At 67.7% G+C, this 14,384-nt stretch carries 14 protein-coding genes; 8 read left to right on the top strand and 6 right to left on the bottom strand.

What is annotated here, in order from left to right:
* Window positions 1-6 precede the first annotated feature (6 nt).
* Together LMJ29_RS01965 and LMJ29_RS01960 are read left to right on the top strand one after the other, a co-directional pair.
* A complete protein-coding gene (locus tag LMJ29_RS01965) occupies window positions 7-828 on the top strand; it encodes an ABC transporter ATP-binding protein (protein WP_229603515.1) in 822 nt (273 codons plus the stop codon).
* Window positions 829-1,140: 312 nt separating this feature from the next.
* Window positions 1,141-2,475, top strand: a complete 1,335-nt coding sequence (locus LMJ29_RS01960) for an OprD family porin (protein ID WP_229603513.1) — start codon at window positions 1,141-1,143, stop codon at window positions 2,473-2,475.
* Between the two features lie 240 nt (window positions 2,476-2,715).
* Here LMJ29_RS01960 and LMJ29_RS01955 read toward each other — a convergent pair whose 3' ends face one another.
* The gene (locus tag LMJ29_RS01955; RefSeq protein ID WP_229603511.1) at window positions 2,716-3,546 is read right to left on the bottom strand and encodes an oxidoreductase; all 831 of its coding nucleotides are present in this window, start codon (window positions 3,544-3,546) and stop codon (window positions 2,716-2,718) included.
* Window positions 3,547-3,674: 128 nt separating this feature from the next.
* On the opposite strand from LMJ29_RS01955, the gene LMJ29_RS01950 reads away from it, so the two are divergent.
* Together LMJ29_RS01950 and LMJ29_RS01945 are read left to right on the top strand one after the other, a co-directional pair.
* Window positions 3,675-4,577 carry a LysR family transcriptional regulator gene (locus LMJ29_RS01950; protein WP_229603508.1) on the top strand — a complete coding sequence of 301 codons (903 nt, stop codon included), beginning with the start codon at window positions 3,675-3,677 and terminating at the stop codon, window positions 4,575-4,577.
* A 479-nt stretch (window positions 4,578-5,056) separates the two neighbouring features.
* Window positions 5,057-5,815, top strand: a complete 759-nt coding sequence (locus LMJ29_RS01945; RefSeq protein ID WP_229603505.1) for a hypothetical protein — start codon at window positions 5,057-5,059, stop codon at window positions 5,813-5,815.
* A gap of 122 nt (window positions 5,816-5,937) precedes the next feature.
* Here the strand turns inward: LMJ29_RS01945 and LMJ29_RS01940 are convergent, their stop codons facing one another.
* The gene (locus tag LMJ29_RS01940; RefSeq protein WP_229603503.1) at window positions 5,938-7,068 is read right to left on the bottom strand and encodes a helix-turn-helix transcriptional regulator; all 1,131 of its coding nucleotides are present in this window, start codon (window positions 7,066-7,068) and stop codon (window positions 5,938-5,940) included.
* Between the two features lie 385 nt (window positions 7,069-7,453).
* Between LMJ29_RS01940 and LMJ29_RS01935 the strand changes: the two genes are divergently transcribed.
* From LMJ29_RS01935 to LMJ29_RS01925, 3 genes are all read left to right on the top strand, one after another.
* Window positions 7,454-8,287: an SDR family NAD(P)-dependent oxidoreductase gene (locus LMJ29_RS01935; RefSeq protein WP_229603501.1), complete on the top strand. Its 834-nt coding sequence runs from the start codon at window positions 7,454-7,456 to the stop codon at window positions 8,285-8,287.
* Complete coding sequence (locus LMJ29_RS01930; protein ID WP_229603500.1) at window positions 8,277-9,200, top strand: alpha/beta hydrolase; 924 nt, start codon at window positions 8,277-8,279, stop codon at window positions 9,198-9,200. The genes LMJ29_RS01935 and LMJ29_RS01930 overlap by 11 nt, the downstream gene beginning before the upstream one ends.
* A 274-nt stretch (window positions 9,201-9,474) precedes the next feature.
* On the top strand, window positions 9,475-9,648 hold the full coding sequence (locus LMJ29_RS01925; protein ID WP_229603498.1) for a hypothetical protein: 174 nt from the start codon (window positions 9,475-9,477) through the stop codon (window positions 9,646-9,648).
* 213 nt (window positions 9,649-9,861) lie between these two features.
* On the opposite strand, the gene LMJ29_RS01920 is transcribed toward LMJ29_RS01925, so the two are convergent.
* The 4 genes from LMJ29_RS01920 to LMJ29_RS01905 all read right to left on the bottom strand — a co-directional run bounded on the left by LMJ29_RS01920 (window position 9,862) and on the right by LMJ29_RS01905 (window position 12,863).
* The gene (locus tag LMJ29_RS01920) at window positions 9,862-10,626 is read right to left on the bottom strand and encodes an SDR family NAD(P)-dependent oxidoreductase (RefSeq protein WP_229603495.1); all 765 of its coding nucleotides are present in this window, start codon (window positions 10,624-10,626) and stop codon (window positions 9,862-9,864) included.
* Window positions 10,627-10,629: 3 nt separating this feature from the next.
* Window positions 10,630-11,439: an SDR family NAD(P)-dependent oxidoreductase gene (locus LMJ29_RS01915; RefSeq protein WP_229603493.1), complete on the bottom strand. Its 810-nt coding sequence runs from the start codon at window positions 11,437-11,439 to the stop codon at window positions 10,630-10,632.
* Window positions 11,440-11,453: 14 nt separating this feature from the next.
* Complete coding sequence (locus LMJ29_RS01910; protein ID WP_229603491.1) at window positions 11,454-12,281, bottom strand: SDR family NAD(P)-dependent oxidoreductase; 828 nt, start codon at window positions 12,279-12,281, stop codon at window positions 11,454-11,456.
* Window positions 12,282-12,350: 69 nt separating this feature from the next.
* The gene (locus LMJ29_RS01905) at window positions 12,351-12,863 is read right to left on the bottom strand and encodes a flavin reductase family protein (protein ID WP_229603490.1); all 513 of its coding nucleotides are present in this window, start codon (window positions 12,861-12,863) and stop codon (window positions 12,351-12,353) included.
* 269 nt (window positions 12,864-13,132) lie between these two features.
* On the opposite strand from LMJ29_RS01905, the gene LMJ29_RS01900 reads away from it, so the two are divergent.
* Complete coding sequence (locus LMJ29_RS01900) at window positions 13,133-14,266, top strand: LLM class flavin-dependent oxidoreductase (protein WP_229603488.1); 1,134 nt, start codon at window positions 13,133-13,135, stop codon at window positions 14,264-14,266.
* Window positions 14,267-14,384 lie beyond the last annotated feature (118 nt).

Here is a 14,384-nt window from a genome sequence, read left to right as displayed (position 1 = left end):
ACTTCCATGAGCAAGACCGATTTCCTGACCCTCAAGGGGGTCGACAAGCGCTTCGCGGTCAAGGACGGCGAACTCAGCGTGCTGGAGAACATCAGCCTGAACATCCGCCAGGGCGAGTTCATCAGCATCGTCGGCGGCAGCGGCTGCGGCAAATCCACCCTGCTGCGCCTGCTGGTCGGCCTCGAGGAAGCCAGCGCCGGCCACCTGCTGCTCGACGGCGAGCCGATCCGCGGCACCGACCCCGAGCGCGGCATCGTGTTCCAGGACCACCGCCTGTACCCCTGGCTGAGCGTCGAGGACAACGTGCTGCTGGCGCTGGCCAACTCGCCGCTCTCCCCGGCCGAACGCCTGGACACCGTGCACCGCCACCTCGAACTGGTCGGCCTGAAGAACTTCACCCGCGCCTATCCCGCGCAGCTCTCCGGCGGCATGAGCCAGCGCGTGGCCATCGCCCGCGGCCTGGTCAACCGGCCGAAGATCCTCCTGCTCGACGAGCCCTTCGGCGCCCTCGACGCCCTCACCCGCGCCCAGTTGCAGGAGGAGCTGGCGCGCATCTGGCTGGCCGAGGGCATCACCACCGTGCTGGTCACCCACGACGTCGACGAGGCGGTGCTGCTCGGCGACCGGGTGGTGGTGATGGAGCCGCGTCCGGGGCGGATCAAGCGCATCGTCGAGATCGACCCGCCGCACCCGCGCCGCCGCGAGGACTACCGCCTGGCCGAGCTGCGCAACGACATCCTGCAGGACTTCAGCCAGCACCAGGCCTCGCCGCTGCTGCATCCGCAGCACGAACAGCGCGCCTTCCGCAGCTACGCCATGGCCTGGTAACGCCCGACCGCGGCGTCTGCGCGCGCCGGCCGGGCTCCGTCCGCCCGCTGCGGCGGACACCGCCTGCCGTCCCTTTTCCTCTTCCGCGAGGCGCCGCCGGCACTGCCGGTGGCGCTTTCGCACGCCCGAATTCTTATATTCAAACGAAGTATTAACACCAAATTAATAATTCTTTTTGGAATTATAGGGATTCGCTTAGCGTTGCTCTCGCCGACACCAAACGTCGCTCAACCAGTCGGCCATGACAGCCAATTCGACCACGAAACGCCCGCACGGCCGCCTCACAGCATTCGATCATCTGGAGCATCAGCAATGAACAAGTCCACTCTGGCCGTGGCCATTGTGGCGGGCATCGTGGGTCTGCCAACCGTGCAGCAGGCGTCCGCCGAAGGTTTCATCGAAGACAGCAAGGCCAGCCTGGGTCTGCGCAACTTCTATTTCAATCAGGACATCCGCGACCAGGACCTTCCCTCGGTCAAGGAGTGGGGCCAGGGCTTCACCCTCAACTACACCTCCGGCTATACCCCGGGCGCGGTCGGCTTCGGCGTCGACGCGCTCGGCCTGCTCGGCGTCAAGCTCGACTCCGGCGGCCGCCAAGGCAAGGCCGGCATCGAACGCACCCCCGGCCAGCTGTTCCCGCTGGAAAGCAACGGCAAGGCGGCGGACGAGTTCAGCCATCTGGGTCTGACCGGCAAGGCGCGCATCTCCAAGACCGAGGCGCGCCTGGGCACCCTGCTGCCCAAGCTGCCGGTGGTGGTCTACAACGACGGCCGCCTGCTGCCGCAGACCTACGAGGGCGGCCAGATCACCTCCAACGAGATCGACAACCTGACCCTGATCGGCGGCCAGCTGGAACACACCAAGCTGCGCGCCTCCAGCGATCGCCAAGGGCTGAGCGCCGCCGGCCCCAACAAGCCGGACACCAACAAGTTCTACTACGGCGGCGCCGACTACCGGATCGGCAAGAACCTGCTGCTGCAGTACTACTACGGCAACCTCGAGGACTACTACGAGCAGCACTTCGTCGGCCTGACCCATACCCTGGCCCTGCCGCTGGGCAGCCTGGTCAGCGACCTGCGCTATTTCGACAGCAGCTCCGACGGCAAGAACGCCAGCGCCGCGGGGCGCGCCGAGGGCTGGTCGGTCGCCGGCGATACCGCCCGCCCGGCAGGCGACCCCGACAAGGGCGAGATCGACAGCCAGCTGTCGAGCGCCCAGTTCACCTGGAAGGTCGGCGGCCACGCCCTGGGCCTCGGTTACCAGCACAACGGCGGCGACAGCATCCTCGGCCTGCTCAACCAGGGCGCCGGGGTCAGCGCCTACACCATCGCCGAGCGGCAGATCGGCGGCTTCCGCACCCCCGGCGCCGACGTGTGGATCGCCTCCTACTACTACGACTTCGCCGCCGCCGGCGTGCCCGGGCTGACCGCCAAGGCGATCTACAACAAGGGCGTGGACTATGACGTGGCGGGCCGCTCGGGCGATGTCGGCGAGTGGGAACGCGACCTGCGTCTCGACTACGTGGTGCAGAGCGGCGCCTTCAAGGGTGTCGCCTTCTCCTGGCTGAATGCCTCGCTGCGCAGCGACGTGACCACCGCCATCGACGAGAACCGCCTGATCGTCAGCTACAGCCTGCCGCTGCTGTAACCGCACGCGGGCGGCCCGCGGTGCCGCCCCGCAGCAACGATTTTCCCCCTTGGAGCCCTCGCCCATGGGGTTTGGGCCTGGCGAGCAGCACAGGCCCTTTTTTCACCCACGAAGGAAACTGTCGGTCGTATCCCTTTCCGGCAGTCCCTCCTCGCAGCCCCCGGCACCGCGGGGGCCGAGGCTCGTCGGCCGGCAGGCCCCTGGCCAGCGCCCGCCGCCCCGGATGGCGGCTGGAGTGGCTCACGCCCCGATGTCGGTGGACATGGCCAGCGCCCGCCATTCGGCCAGCTCGGCCGCCACGAGACGGTTCTTCTCCTCGATGCGCGCCACCGTATCGCTGCCCAGCGGCAGGCGCTGCGGCGGGTTGGGGGCGTTCACCAGGGCGAGGATGGCTTCCGCCAGCTTGAGCGGATCGCCGGGCTGGGCATGGTTGGCGGCGTGGGCGAAGCGGCGCATGGCGCCGACGGTTTCCTCGTAGTCCGCCAGCTCCAGCGCGGTTTTCACCAGCGACTGCTCGTCGAGGAAGTCGGTGCGGAAGAAGCCGGGCTCGACCACCGTGGCGTGGATGCCCAGCGGCGCCAGCTCCTGGTGCAGCGCCTCGGTGATGCCCTCCACCGCGAACTTGGTGGCGCCGTATACCCCCCAGCCCAGGTAGGCCTGGTAGCCGCCAATCGAGGAGATGTTGATCACGTGGCCGGAACGCTGCCGGCGCATATGGGGCAGGACCGCGCGGGTCACGTTGAGCAGGCCGAACACGTTGGTGGCGAACAGCCGCTCGACCTCGCCGGCGCTGGTTTCCTCCACCGCGCCGAGCACGCCATAACCGGCGTTGTTGACCAGCACGTCGATGCGGCCGAAGCGCTCGATGCCGGCGGCCACCGCTTCCAGCGCGTCGCTTTCCCGGGTGACGTCCAGCCGCACGGCGAGCAGGTTGGGTTGCTCGCCGAGGCGGGCGATCACGTCGGCGGGCTTGCGGGCGGTGGCGATGACGGCATCGCCGGCCTGCAGGGCTTGTTCTGCGATCAGGGCGCCGAAACCCCGCGATGCCCCGGTAATCAGCCAAGTGCGCATGGCAACTCCTCCACTCAGTGGCCCTGCACCGTGCCGGGCCTTCTCGATGAGTTGCTGTCACTCTATGATTCGAGCACTGCTGTGATAATCCCAATAAAGCGACATGACCTTGTGAGCATGGTTCATCAATGAAGCCCGTCGCCCTCGCCGACCTGACCATCTTCCTCAGCATCGCCGAGCACCTCAGCTTCAGCCGGGCGGCGGTCGAGCTCGGCCTGTCGCCGTCGGCCATCAGTCATGCGCTACGCGGCCTGGAGGAGCGCCTGGGGGTCAGGCTGTTCAACCGCACCACCCGCAGCGTGGCCCTGACCGAGGCGGGAGAGCGCCTGTATTCGCGCGTCAGGCCGGCGTTCCGCGACATCGGCGATGCGCTGGACGACCTCAACGACTTCCGCGCTAAACCCGCCGGGACGCTCCGCATCAACGCCGGCCGCGCCGCCACCCAGTTGGTGCTGCTGCCGCTGGTGAGCCGCTTTCTCGAAGCCTGTCCGGACGTGCACGTCGAGATCGTCTCGGACGATGCGCTGGTGGACGTGGTATCCGCCGGCTTCGACGCCGGCGTGCGTTTCGGCGAGCGCCTGGAGGCGGACATGGTGTCCGTGGCGATCGGTCCTCCGTTGCGTTCGGTGGTGGTGGCGGCGCCGGCGCTGCTTGCCCGCCATCGCGTTCCGCAGAGTCCGCAGGACCTGCACGGTCTGCCATGCATCCGTCATCGCTTCCCCGGCGGCGTGCTCTATCGCTGGGAATTCGAGCGCGACGGCAGCGCCCTGGAGATCGCCGTGGACGGGCCGTTGACTCTGGACGACGTCGGCCTGATGGTCGGCGCGGCGCTGCAGGGGGCCGGCCTGGCCTACGTCTTCGAGGACATGGTCCGCGAGCCGGTCGCCGACGGGCGCCTCGTCCAGGTGCTGGACGACTGGTGCCCCCACTACCCTGGCCTGCACCTCTACTACCCGAGTCGCCGCCACCTGCCCGCGCCGCTCAAGGCCTTCATCGAATTCGCCCGCGCCGCCCGCCGCGACCACCCGTGAGCCGCCTGCCGAGGGCAAGGCCAGCGTGTTCGGGATCAGCATCAATTTATTAATAATTGAAAGAGAGCCGGGCGCAATTAATTGTGCAGCGAGTCGTCGGACTTCACTCAGATATTGTGCAGCCTGGGGGTGTGACGCTCGAACGAAAGCATCCGCCCGCCGCGATATCCAGTGGCAGCAAAAATACCTGTGGTACTTGTGTGTTCAAGTATCCACTTTTCCATGGATAGTCATGGATTATCGCGTTCGCATCCGGCATTGAGCCCAGGGATTTCGGTATTTGCAATATCGTCCGAGCGGACTATAGGCGGGTGTGCGCGAGCGATCTAACATCGCAGGCAGGCAGCCGAGATGCCTCAATCAACTGCCGACACCCATTCGCCATGACGAGCACGCAGCAGGGATCACTCCGTGCAGTGTGGAACTGTTCGCCAGAAAAATAACAACGCTATTACCGAACGCCCAAAAGGATTATGCCCATGAACCCCGGGATTATTCTCGCCGTCCTCTTATTGCTCGTTTCCTCAGCCGCAAGGGCGGACTCCTCCGTCGCCCAGCAACTGCATGAGATCCGCACCCACGGATTCATGCTGTGTTCCAACCTGCTGGTCTATTTCAACAGTCAGGACCCGGCATCGGCCTTCGACCCCAAGGTGCGCGAGGAGTATCGGCTGAATCTGCGGGATCTCGATACGCTGGCAGGCGGCGTCGCCGACCAGCCCGGCATCGCCGATTCCCTGCAGGAGTTGAAGGCGACAATCGACTCTATCGAGAAGGAACCGGAAGATGTCCGCGTCCTGTATACCTCGTCGTTGATGCCCATATTGCGTGCTCATGGCGACCTGGAAAAGGCCGCCGAAAGCGCCTATCTGAAGATGGGCGCGACAAGCCCGGTAGTTGCCGGACTTAACCAGCTGAGCCTGGATATGGGACGCATGCTGCTGCTCTATGAAAGCCAGGCGTTCATCAATATCGGCGAATATTCGGTGAAGAGTGGCGAAGGCAGTTTCGAGGCGATCGACCAGCGCATCGGTTCGCGTTTCGAGGAATTGCTCAAGCTTGAGCCGAACATGGAGAGCGAACTCCGGGAAGCGATTACCGACTACCGATTCGTGCGCCAGAAATTGAAGGCCAGCAACCAGACGCTGATCTCCCGCAGCGCCATCATGTATCTGGGGCGAAGTGTGGAAAAGCTCAACCTGCTGGCCAAGAACGTCGAGCGGAAGAAAGCGCCGTAGCGGCAAACCTATCGCATGAGCAATGGCTCGGACCTGTGCGGAAGTACGGGCCGAGCCATTTTCGTTAATGCCTTGCGGCAGCTCCGCTTGCCGCGCCCTGCCCCTCGTGCGCCGGACCACCCTCAGCCGAGGGTGGCGACGCTGCGCAGGATCAGGCGCACCAGCATGGTCTGGCGGGTCACGCCGGTCTTGGAGAAGGTCGAGCGCAGGTGCGCGCGAGCGGTGTTGCGGCTGATGCCCAGCTCGTCGGAAGCCTCGTCCAGGGTCAGGCCGTTGGCCAGCAGCAGGGCCAGCTGGGTTTCCGCCGGGGTCAGGTCGAACAGCGCGCGGACGATCTCCTGCGGTGCGCGCGACTCCTGCTCCGGGTCGCCGATGAAGATGGCCACCGCCGGGCACTGCTTGCCCTCGCTCCACTCGCCCGGCGGCACCGAGCGCACCACGATGCCGAGGTCGGCGCGCCCGGACGGGCGCTGTACGCGCATCGCCTCGGCGACCGAGGGGTTGCCGCTCTTCTGCGACAGCAGGGCCTGCTTGACCAGCTGGCGGAACTGCTGGCCGTCGCGCGGCGTGCCGACCTGCAGGCCTTCGGCGACCAGCTTGACGCCGTCCTTCTCCTGCACCAGCTGCTCGGCCACCCGGTTCATCTGCAGCACCTTGCCGTCCGAGTCGAGCAGGATGGTGCCGACCGCCATCTGGTCGACCGCGCCCGCGTACAGGTCGCGCTCGCTCTCCATGCGGTTCAGGCGCATGTGCAGGATCACCGCGCGTTCCAGGTGCGGCAGCAACAGGGTCAGCAGGTCCTTGTCGGCCTGGTCGAAGGCCGGGTCGCTGCGCCCGCGACTGATGCGGATGCGGCATTGCGCGCCGTCGGGGGTGTTGATGTCGGCGCCGAGCACGTGGAACACGTCGCTCGGCTCCATGAAGCTCTTGTAGAAGTCCGACTTCAGCCACTCGTTCATCGAGACGAACTCGGTGAGCGAGACCACCTTGCGGTTCGGCAGGTCGACGAAGGGGTCCAGGCGGTAGAAGTGCTGGTGGTAGGCGCTGGTGACCTCCTCGGAGGACCCCGCGGTGGTAATGCTCAGGCCGTCCACATGCTGGCTCGGCGGGCGCAGGATGAAGGTGGCGTACTTGGACGACAGCGCAACCTTGAGCCGGTCCAGGAAGGTATTCCAGGGCACGGATTCCAAAGGTCCCTGGTAGAGAAGCCCGAGCATCTCGCTGAAATGTTCGAGAGAGATAGAAGCAGTCATGATCGAGGGATCTTTGTAATTATTATCGGAGAATTTCAGCATAGTACTGCCTTCCACGCAGGCGCAACGGCCCGCGCGGTGGGCGGAATCGGGGGCTCGCCGGCCCTCCGCGGACCGCGCGGACGACGCCGCCGGCAGGTCCGCCACGGCGGTTGCGGGACTCGCGAAATCGACGATCCGCTGTGATGCATTCATCAAGCTGTTCCCCCTGGCAGTGAAAACCGCAGCACCCGTCCGCTAGGCCGGCGGGCCGTTGGAGGCGCACGCTGCAGCGCATTGTCCCCGCAGTTTTGCTGTTTGCCTTAGTCCGCTCAGACGATGCCGCGGATCCTCATGCCGGAAAAATAGCCGCAGGCATTGACTGACCGGCGAGGAGCACGCAGACATGAATCAACCACAGCACCGGGTCGCGGTGATCACCGGCGCGGCCAGCGGCATCGGCCGCGGCCTGGCCGAACGGGCGGCGGCCGAGGGCCTGCAGCTGGTCCTCGCCGACCGCGACGGCGAGGCGCTCGAGCGGCTCGCCGCGCAGTTGCGCGAACAGGGCGCGCAGGTGCTGGCGCAGGTCACCGACGTGGCCGACGCGGCGCAGGTGGAGCGCCTGCGCGACGCCGCCGTGCAACGCTTCGGCGCGGTCGACCTGCTGTTCAACAACGCCGGAGTGATGCAGACCGGCAGCTGCTGGGAACTCAGCGATGCGCAGTGGCAGCGCGCCCTGGCGGTCAACCTGGGCGGCGTGATCAACGGCGTGCGGGCCTTCCTGCCGCTGCTGCTGGCCCAGGGCCGGCCGGCCCACGTGGTCAACACCGCTTCCCTCGCCGGCCTGCTCAACAGCCCGTTCATGGCCGCCTACAACGTCACCAAGCAGGCGGTGGTGTCGCTCTCGGAGAGCCTGCACTACGAGATGGCCGCCCTGCAGACGCAGGTAGGTGTTTCCGTGCTGTGCCCGGGGCCGGTGATCAGCGAAATCATGACCTCCGACCAGGGCCGGGGCGCCGGCGACGAGCTCAATCGCCTGCTCGACGGGCAGATCCGCCAGGGCATGAGCGCGGCCGAGCTGGCCGAACGGGTGTTCGCCGCCATCGCCGAGAAACGCTTCTGGATCCTGCCGCACAAGGGCTTCAAGCCGGCGCTGCGCGCCCGCCTGCAGTCGGTGCTGGAGGAACGCAACCCGCAGTTCGCCCCCTTCGACCCGCAAGGAGACGCCCATGTCGCTTGATCCGCAGATCGCCGCCCTGCTGCAACAGATGGCCGCCCAGCCGGCCCCCGACTACGCCCGCCTGGATGCCGCCACCCTGCGCCAAGCCACCCGCATGCCGCCGATGTGCGCGCCGACCCCGCTGGCCGAGGTGCGCGAGCTGAGCGTCGCCGGCGCCGCCGGCCCGCTGGCGGCGCGCCTGTACCGACCGCAGGCGCAGCCCGGCTTGCCGCTGCTGGTGTTCTACCACGGCGGCGGCTTCGTGCTCTGCGACCTCGACAGCCACGACGAGCTGTGCCGCCGCCTGGCCCTGCTCAGTGGCGCGGTGGTGGTTTCCGTGGACTACCGCCGCGCGCCCGAGGCGCGCTATCCGGCCGCGGCGCTGGACGCCTTCCACGCCCTGCGCGATCTGGCCGGGCGCGGTGACGAGCTGCAGGTCGACACCAGTCGCCTGGCCGTGGCCGGCGACAGCGCCGGCGCCAACCTGGCCATCGTCGCCTGCCTGCAGGCCGCGCAGCAGGGCGGCCCGCGCGTCGCCTACCAGTGCCTGTTCTACCCGGTCACCGACCTGCGTTGCGCCAGCCCCTCCTACGACGCCTTCGCCGACGGCTACCTGCTCAGTCGCGAGATGATGCACTGGTATCGCGAGCAGTACCTGGAGCGCCCCGAGCAGGCCGAGGAGCCGCTGGCCTCGCCGCTGCTCGCCGACGACTTCGCCCAGTTGCCGGCCACCACCCTGCTCAGCGCCGAGTTCGACCCGCTGCGCGACGAGGGCGAGGCCTTCGCCGAGCGCCTGCAAGCCGCCGGCGTGGCAGTGCGCGTGCAGCGCGCCCCGGGGATGATCCACGGCTTTATCAGCTTCGCCCCGGTGGTCGAAGGCGCCGCCGCGGCCCTCGCCCTCGCGGCCGCCGACCTGCGCAACGCGCTGGCCTGAGCATGACCCTGTAGGGGCAATTTATTCGCCAAGGGCCACAACGCGGCCCCCGGACGTTGCCCAGGGCAGGCTGTGGGCCTGCTTGGCGAATGAATTCGCCCCTACAGGCGAAAGACCATCGCCATGCCGTTGGATGCCACCGTTGAGCTGCTCGCGGATGCAGCGCGCTCACCCGGACGACCGGGCCAGCCCATGACCTGTAGGGGCGAATTCATTCGCCCTTACGGGGCTTTCAGGCGAACGAATCCGCCCCGACATAAGGAAGACCAACGCCATGCTGCTGAATGCCATCGCCGAGCTGTTCGCGGGGCGGCGCCGCGACGAGATAGCGGTACGCCCCGATGACGAGAAGCACCAGGAAAACCGCCCTCCGCTGGCCGCCGAGCAACAGGCCGAAGCGGCGGCCATCGCCCTGATGACCGCGCAGGCGCACGGCCTGATCTGTTGAGCGCCGCAAGGCACTATGCCTGCAAGATGCGGCGATCTAAGAAATCGGACACGCGCACAGACCCTGTAGGGGCGAATTCATTCGCCCTTGCACGGCCTCCAGGCGAATGAATTCGCCCCGACAACGCACGCTCCGCTCTGCCGGAGCCACAAAGCACAACGCCCGCCCTGACGCACTTACGTGCCTGGGGGCGGGCGTCGTTCGTCAGCCGCTTCAGCGCTGCGACGAGATATTGCCCCCATCCACCACGATCTCGGCCGCGTTGATGTAGCTGGCCTCGTCGGAGAGCAGGAAGCGCACCACCCGGCCCAGCTCCTCGGGCTGGCCGAGGCGGCCAAGCAGGATGCGCCGCTCGAACATACCCGGATGGGCCGCGGCGATGGGCGCGACCATCGGGGTGAGGATCTGCCCCGGCGACACCGAGTTGACGCGGATGCCGTCGGCGCCGAGGGCGTCGGCCATCGAGCGCACCATCGACAGCATGCCGCCCTTGGAGGCGCTGTAGGACGGGATCAGGCCGTTGCCCAGGGTAGCGTTGATCGAGGCGATGCCGACCACGGAGGAACCGGGGTTGGCGCGCAGGTCCGGCAGCATGGCCTGCACCAGCAGGGCCATGGCGCGCAGATTGACGTTCAGCACCGCGTCCCAGCGCGCCGCGGTGAGTCCTTCCAGGCCGCTCTGGTCGACCACCCCGGCGGCGTGCACCAGGCCGCCCGGCGCACCCAGTTCGGCGCGGGTGCGCGCCAGCGCCGGGGCGATGGCCTCGGCGTCGCACAGGTCGATGCCGATCCCCAGGCAGGCCACCGCGTACTGCTCGGCCAGGCGCGCGGCGACGGCCTTCGCTTTCTCTTCCTGCAGGTCCCAGATGATGACCGGGCGGCCCACCGCGGCCAGGGCCTCGGCGCAGGCTTCGCCGATGCCGGAAGCGCCGCCGGTGACCAGTACCGGGCTGGCCGGCGAGTTCAACAGATTGTGCATTTCTTATTCTCCTCTGAGTTCGCTGGATGTCTGCGAGGTGTAGTCGGTGGCGCCGACGTTAAGTTCGCAGGTCTTGCCGCCGTCGACCACCAGGCTCTGCCCGGTGATGTAGGAAGAGGCGTCCGAGGCCAGGAAGAGGATGGCGTTGGCCACCTCGATCGGCTCGCCGATACGTCGCATGGGTACGGCGCGGGCGGTGCCGGCGGCCATTTCCTCGTTGCGCAGCGCCTCGCTGGTGCCCTCGCTCCATACCACGCCGGGGATCACCACGTTGACGCGGATGTTCTCGGCGGCGCCTTCCAGGGCCGCCGCGCGGCTGAAGTTGAGTACGCCGGCCTTGGCCGCGCCATAGGCGGACAGACCGGGGCTGCCGAGCAGGCCGACCACCGAGCCGAGGTTGACGATCGAGCCGCCGCGGCCGGCCATGGCGCGGAACGCCGCGCGGGTGCCGAAGAAGGCCACGTCCAGGCTGCCGCGCAGGCTGCGCTGCCAGTCCTCGGTGCTGAGCTGGGCGAGCGGGCCCCAGGTGTAGTTGACGGCGTTGTTGACCATCACGTCGAGGCGGCCGAAACGCTCGACGGTACGCGCCACCGCGCGCTCGATGGCCGCTTCGTCGGTGACGTCGGCCTGCACCCAGTCGGCCTCGCCGCCGGCCGCGCGGATCTTCTCCACCACCGCCTCCAGCGGGGCCGGGCGGCGCCCGCAGATCATCACCTTCGCCCCCTGGGCGGCGAACAGTTGCGCGGTGGCCGCGCCGATACCGGTGCCGGCGCCGCTGATCAGCGCCACCTTGTCCTGCATGCTCACACTCATGGTTGTTCTCCTTGTCAAAGCATCAACATGCCGCCACTGGCGGCCAGGGTCTGGCCGGTGAAGGCGCTGGATTCGTCGCAGGCGAGGAACAGGCAGGTCCGGGCGATCTCCTCGGGCTCGAGCATGTGCCCCAGCGGGATGGCGCGTTCCAGTGCCTGCACCCACTCGGCAGAGATCGACTGCATGATCGGCGTGCGGGTCGGCCCCGGACACACCGCGTTGACCCGGATGCCGCGCGGGCCGAGGTCGCGGGCCAGGCACTTGGTCATGCCGAGCATGGCGGCCTTGGCCGTGCAGTAGGCCAGCGGCCCCTCGCCGCTCAGCGCCGACAGGCTGGCGACGTTGACGATCGAGCCCTGGCGGCCGCTGGCGATCATCAGGCGCACCGCCGCGCGGCTGCAGTAGAAGGCGCCGTTGACGTTGATGGCGAGCAGGCGCTGCCAGCCGGCGTCGGTCAGGTCGACGATCATGTCGGTGAACACGTCGGGCGTCTTGCCGGCCGCCAACTGCGCGTTGCGCAGGGTCATGCGCTGCTGGTAGTGCTCGAAACCGTCGCCGGGCACCTGGCCTATTCCTGCGTTGTTGACCAGCACGTCGAGGCGGCCGTAGCGCCGCTCGACCTCGGCGAACAGCCGCTCCACGGCGGCGCCGTTGGCGATGTCGCAGCCCAGGGCGAGGCCGTCGGTGCCCACCGGCATTTCCGCCAGCACGCGACGCGCCGCCGCCTCGTCGATGTCCGCCAGCACCACGCGGGCGCCTTCGGCGGCGAACAGTTCGGCGGTGGCGCGGCCGATGCCCGAGCCGGCGCCGGTGACCAGCGCGACCTTGTCAGCAAGTCTCATGGGAATTCCTCGGATCGGGCGGGGCGGCCCGCGCAGGCGGCGCCCCGCTCGCGAATGGGCGGGCGCGGCTCAGCTGGCCGCGGCCAGCGGCAGGGGCATCGCCGTGGTGGTGTAGCTGCCGTCCACGTAGACCAGCGGGCTGATCTCGCCGTGGTGGTGGATCTGCTCGATGCGGCCGATGAACACCGTGTGGGTGCCGTAGCGGAACTTGCCGTCCTGCTTGCAGAGGATCGCCGCCTGGGCGTCGGCCAGGTACGGCGTGCCGGCGGCGCTGGTCTGCCAGTCGCCCTGCTGGAAGCGCCCCTCGCCCTTGATCGGGCCGCTGCACAGGTGCGACAGGTATTCCTGCTCGTGGCCGAGGATGTTCACGCAGAAGTCGGCGCCGGCGTCGAGCACGGCGTGCAGCGAGGCGCTCTGGTTCACGCAGATCAGCAGCGACGGCGGCTCGGTGGACAGCGAGTCGACCGCCGTGGCGGCCATGGCGAAGCGCTCGCTGCCGTTGCTGGTGGTGATGATGGTCACCGACTTGGCCAGGCGACGCATCGCCTGGAGCATCTGGGATTTCAGATCGGTCTGGCTCATGGTTCGGCCCTCCTCATGGGTTGTGTCGGGCCGATTCTTGATCTGCGTCAAACGACCGGCATCGTCCCATGGGACTAGCAAAAATTGGTGCTTTCGCCGCTGCCTCCCGCCCGCCCGGAGCCCGCGTGGGCCGGGCATTCCCGGCCTGGGCGGCGGGCCGAATTGGCTAGTCTGATCGGATGTATCTGCCCCCTCCTTCATTTCCGACCATGCGCCCGAGATCCGGTACAGCCGGACCCGACCACTCCCAAAACAACAAGGGGTTGCGCATGAAATTCTCCCTGATCTACGAAGCCCAGACGCTCGACGCCTCCCGCGAGGGCGACCGCCGCGTGTTCGACGAGACCGTCGAGCAGGCCGTGCTGGCCGACAAGCTCGGTTTCGACACCTTCTGGTGCGTCGAGCACACCGCCCTGACCAACTACTCGCACATGTCCGCGCCGGAAACCGTGCTGGCCTTCGTCGCCGGCAAGACCGAGCGCATCGGCATCGGCCACGGCGTGGTGTGCCTGCCGCCGGCGATGAATCATCCGGTCAAGGTGGCCGAGCGCATCGCCACCCTCGACCTGCTGTCCAAGGGCCGCGTGCACTTCGGCGTGGGCAAGGGCGGCACCCAGCAGGAAGCCGGCACCTTCGGCTACGACCTGACCACCCTGCACCCGCAGATCGACGAGGCGATGTACCTGATCCCGAAGATCTTCGTGCAGGACGAGATCGAGCATCACGGCGACTTCATCAAGATCCCCAAGCGGCCGATCCATCCCAAGCCCTACCAGGACCCGCACCCGCCGATGTACCTGGCCTGCACCAACACCGAGTCGCTGAAGAACGCCGGCGGCCGTGGCATGGGCGCGTTGGTGCTGGGCTTCGGCGGCCCGGAGGAGATCGCCAAGAAGGTCGCCGTGTACCACGAGGCCTGGGACAACCGTAACGAGAAGAACCAGGTCGGCTTCCGTCCGAACCGTCACATCGCCGCGCTGTGCCCGGCCATCGTCCTCGAAGACAACGACAAGGCGCGCGCCATCGGCATCCGCGGCCAGCGCTACTTCATGGAGTCGCTGGCCTACTGGTACGCCGGCGGCGAGCGCCCGGACCCGGAGAAGTGGAAGGACGACACCTTCGTCGACGGCAACGGCCAGGCGGTGATCCGGTCGCGCTTCGCCTCCGAGGAGGTGACCGTGGACTTCTCCGACCCGACCCAGGCGATGATGAACCCCAACCACGCCTACGGCACCGTCGAGGACTGCATCGGCTACGTGCAGCGCCTGATCGACGCCGGCGCCGACGAGATCCTGTTCATCTGCCAGATGGGCACCGTGCCGCAGTGGGCGCAGCTGGAAACGCTTAAGAACATCGGCGAGAAGGTCATCCCCTACTTCCGCAACCAGCAGAAGCAGGGCTGATCACGCGGAGCACCCGGAAGTCCGTTGCCCGAATCGGGCCGCGGACTGCCTTTGTAGATACCGTCTTCCCCATCAGTGAGCAATGGCTCGCTGGCGATCGAACGGCACGCCGGACTTG

Source organism: Pseudomonas oryzagri, assembly GCF_020831405.1.
Lineage (GTDB): Bacteria > Pseudomonadota > Gammaproteobacteria > Pseudomonadales > Pseudomonadaceae > Geopseudomonas > Geopseudomonas oryzagri.
The sequence above is the reverse complement of the archived record's forward strand: the minus strand, read 5'-3'. Positions and strand labels throughout refer to the sequence as shown.

Excerpts from the sequence above, each read along its gene's own strand:
- LMJ29_RS01920 (WP_229603495.1), bottom strand. The coding sequence starts at position 10,626 with ATGCACAATCTGTTGAACTCGCCGGCCAGCCCGGTACTGGTCACCGGC.
- LMJ29_RS01945 (WP_229603505.1), top strand. The coding sequence starts at position 5,057 with ATGAACCCCGGGATTATTCTCGCCGTCCTCTTATTGCTCGTTTCCTCA.
- LMJ29_RS01910 (WP_229603491.1), bottom strand. The coding sequence starts at position 12,281 with ATGAGACTTGCTGACAAGGTCGCGCTGGTCACCGGCGCCGGCTCGGGC.
- LMJ29_RS01960 (WP_229603513.1), top strand. The coding sequence starts at position 1,141 with ATGAACAAGTCCACTCTGGCCGTGGCCATTGTGGCGGGCATCGTGGGT.
- LMJ29_RS01950 (WP_229603508.1), top strand. The coding sequence starts at position 3,675 with ATGAAGCCCGTCGCCCTCGCCGACCTGACCATCTTCCTCAGCATCGCC.
- LMJ29_RS01955 (WP_229603511.1), bottom strand. The coding sequence starts at position 3,546 with ATGCGCACTTGGCTGATTACCGGGGCATCGCGGGGTTTCGGCGCCCTG.
- LMJ29_RS01905 (WP_229603490.1), bottom strand. The coding sequence starts at position 12,863 with ATGAGCCAGACCGATCTGAAATCCCAGATGCTCCAGGCGATGCGTCGC.
- LMJ29_RS01930 (WP_229603500.1), top strand. The coding sequence starts at position 8,277 with ATGTCGCTTGATCCGCAGATCGCCGCCCTGCTGCAACAGATGGCCGCC.
- LMJ29_RS01965 (WP_229603515.1), top strand. The coding sequence starts at position 7 with ATGAGCAAGACCGATTTCCTGACCCTCAAGGGGGTCGACAAGCGCTTC.
- LMJ29_RS01900 (WP_229603488.1), top strand. The coding sequence starts at position 13,133 with ATGAAATTCTCCCTGATCTACGAAGCCCAGACGCTCGACGCCTCCCGC.
- LMJ29_RS01940 (WP_229603503.1), bottom strand. The coding sequence starts at position 7,068 with ATGACTGCTTCTATCTCTCTCGAACATTTCAGCGAGATGCTCGGGCTT.
- LMJ29_RS01925 (WP_229603498.1), top strand. The coding sequence starts at position 9,475 with ATGCTGCTGAATGCCATCGCCGAGCTGTTCGCGGGGCGGCGCCGCGAC.
- LMJ29_RS01915 (WP_229603493.1), bottom strand. The coding sequence starts at position 11,439 with ATGAGTGTGAGCATGCAGGACAAGGTGGCGCTGATCAGCGGCGCCGGC.
- LMJ29_RS01935 (WP_229603501.1), top strand. The coding sequence starts at position 7,454 with ATGAATCAACCACAGCACCGGGTCGCGGTGATCACCGGCGCGGCCAGC.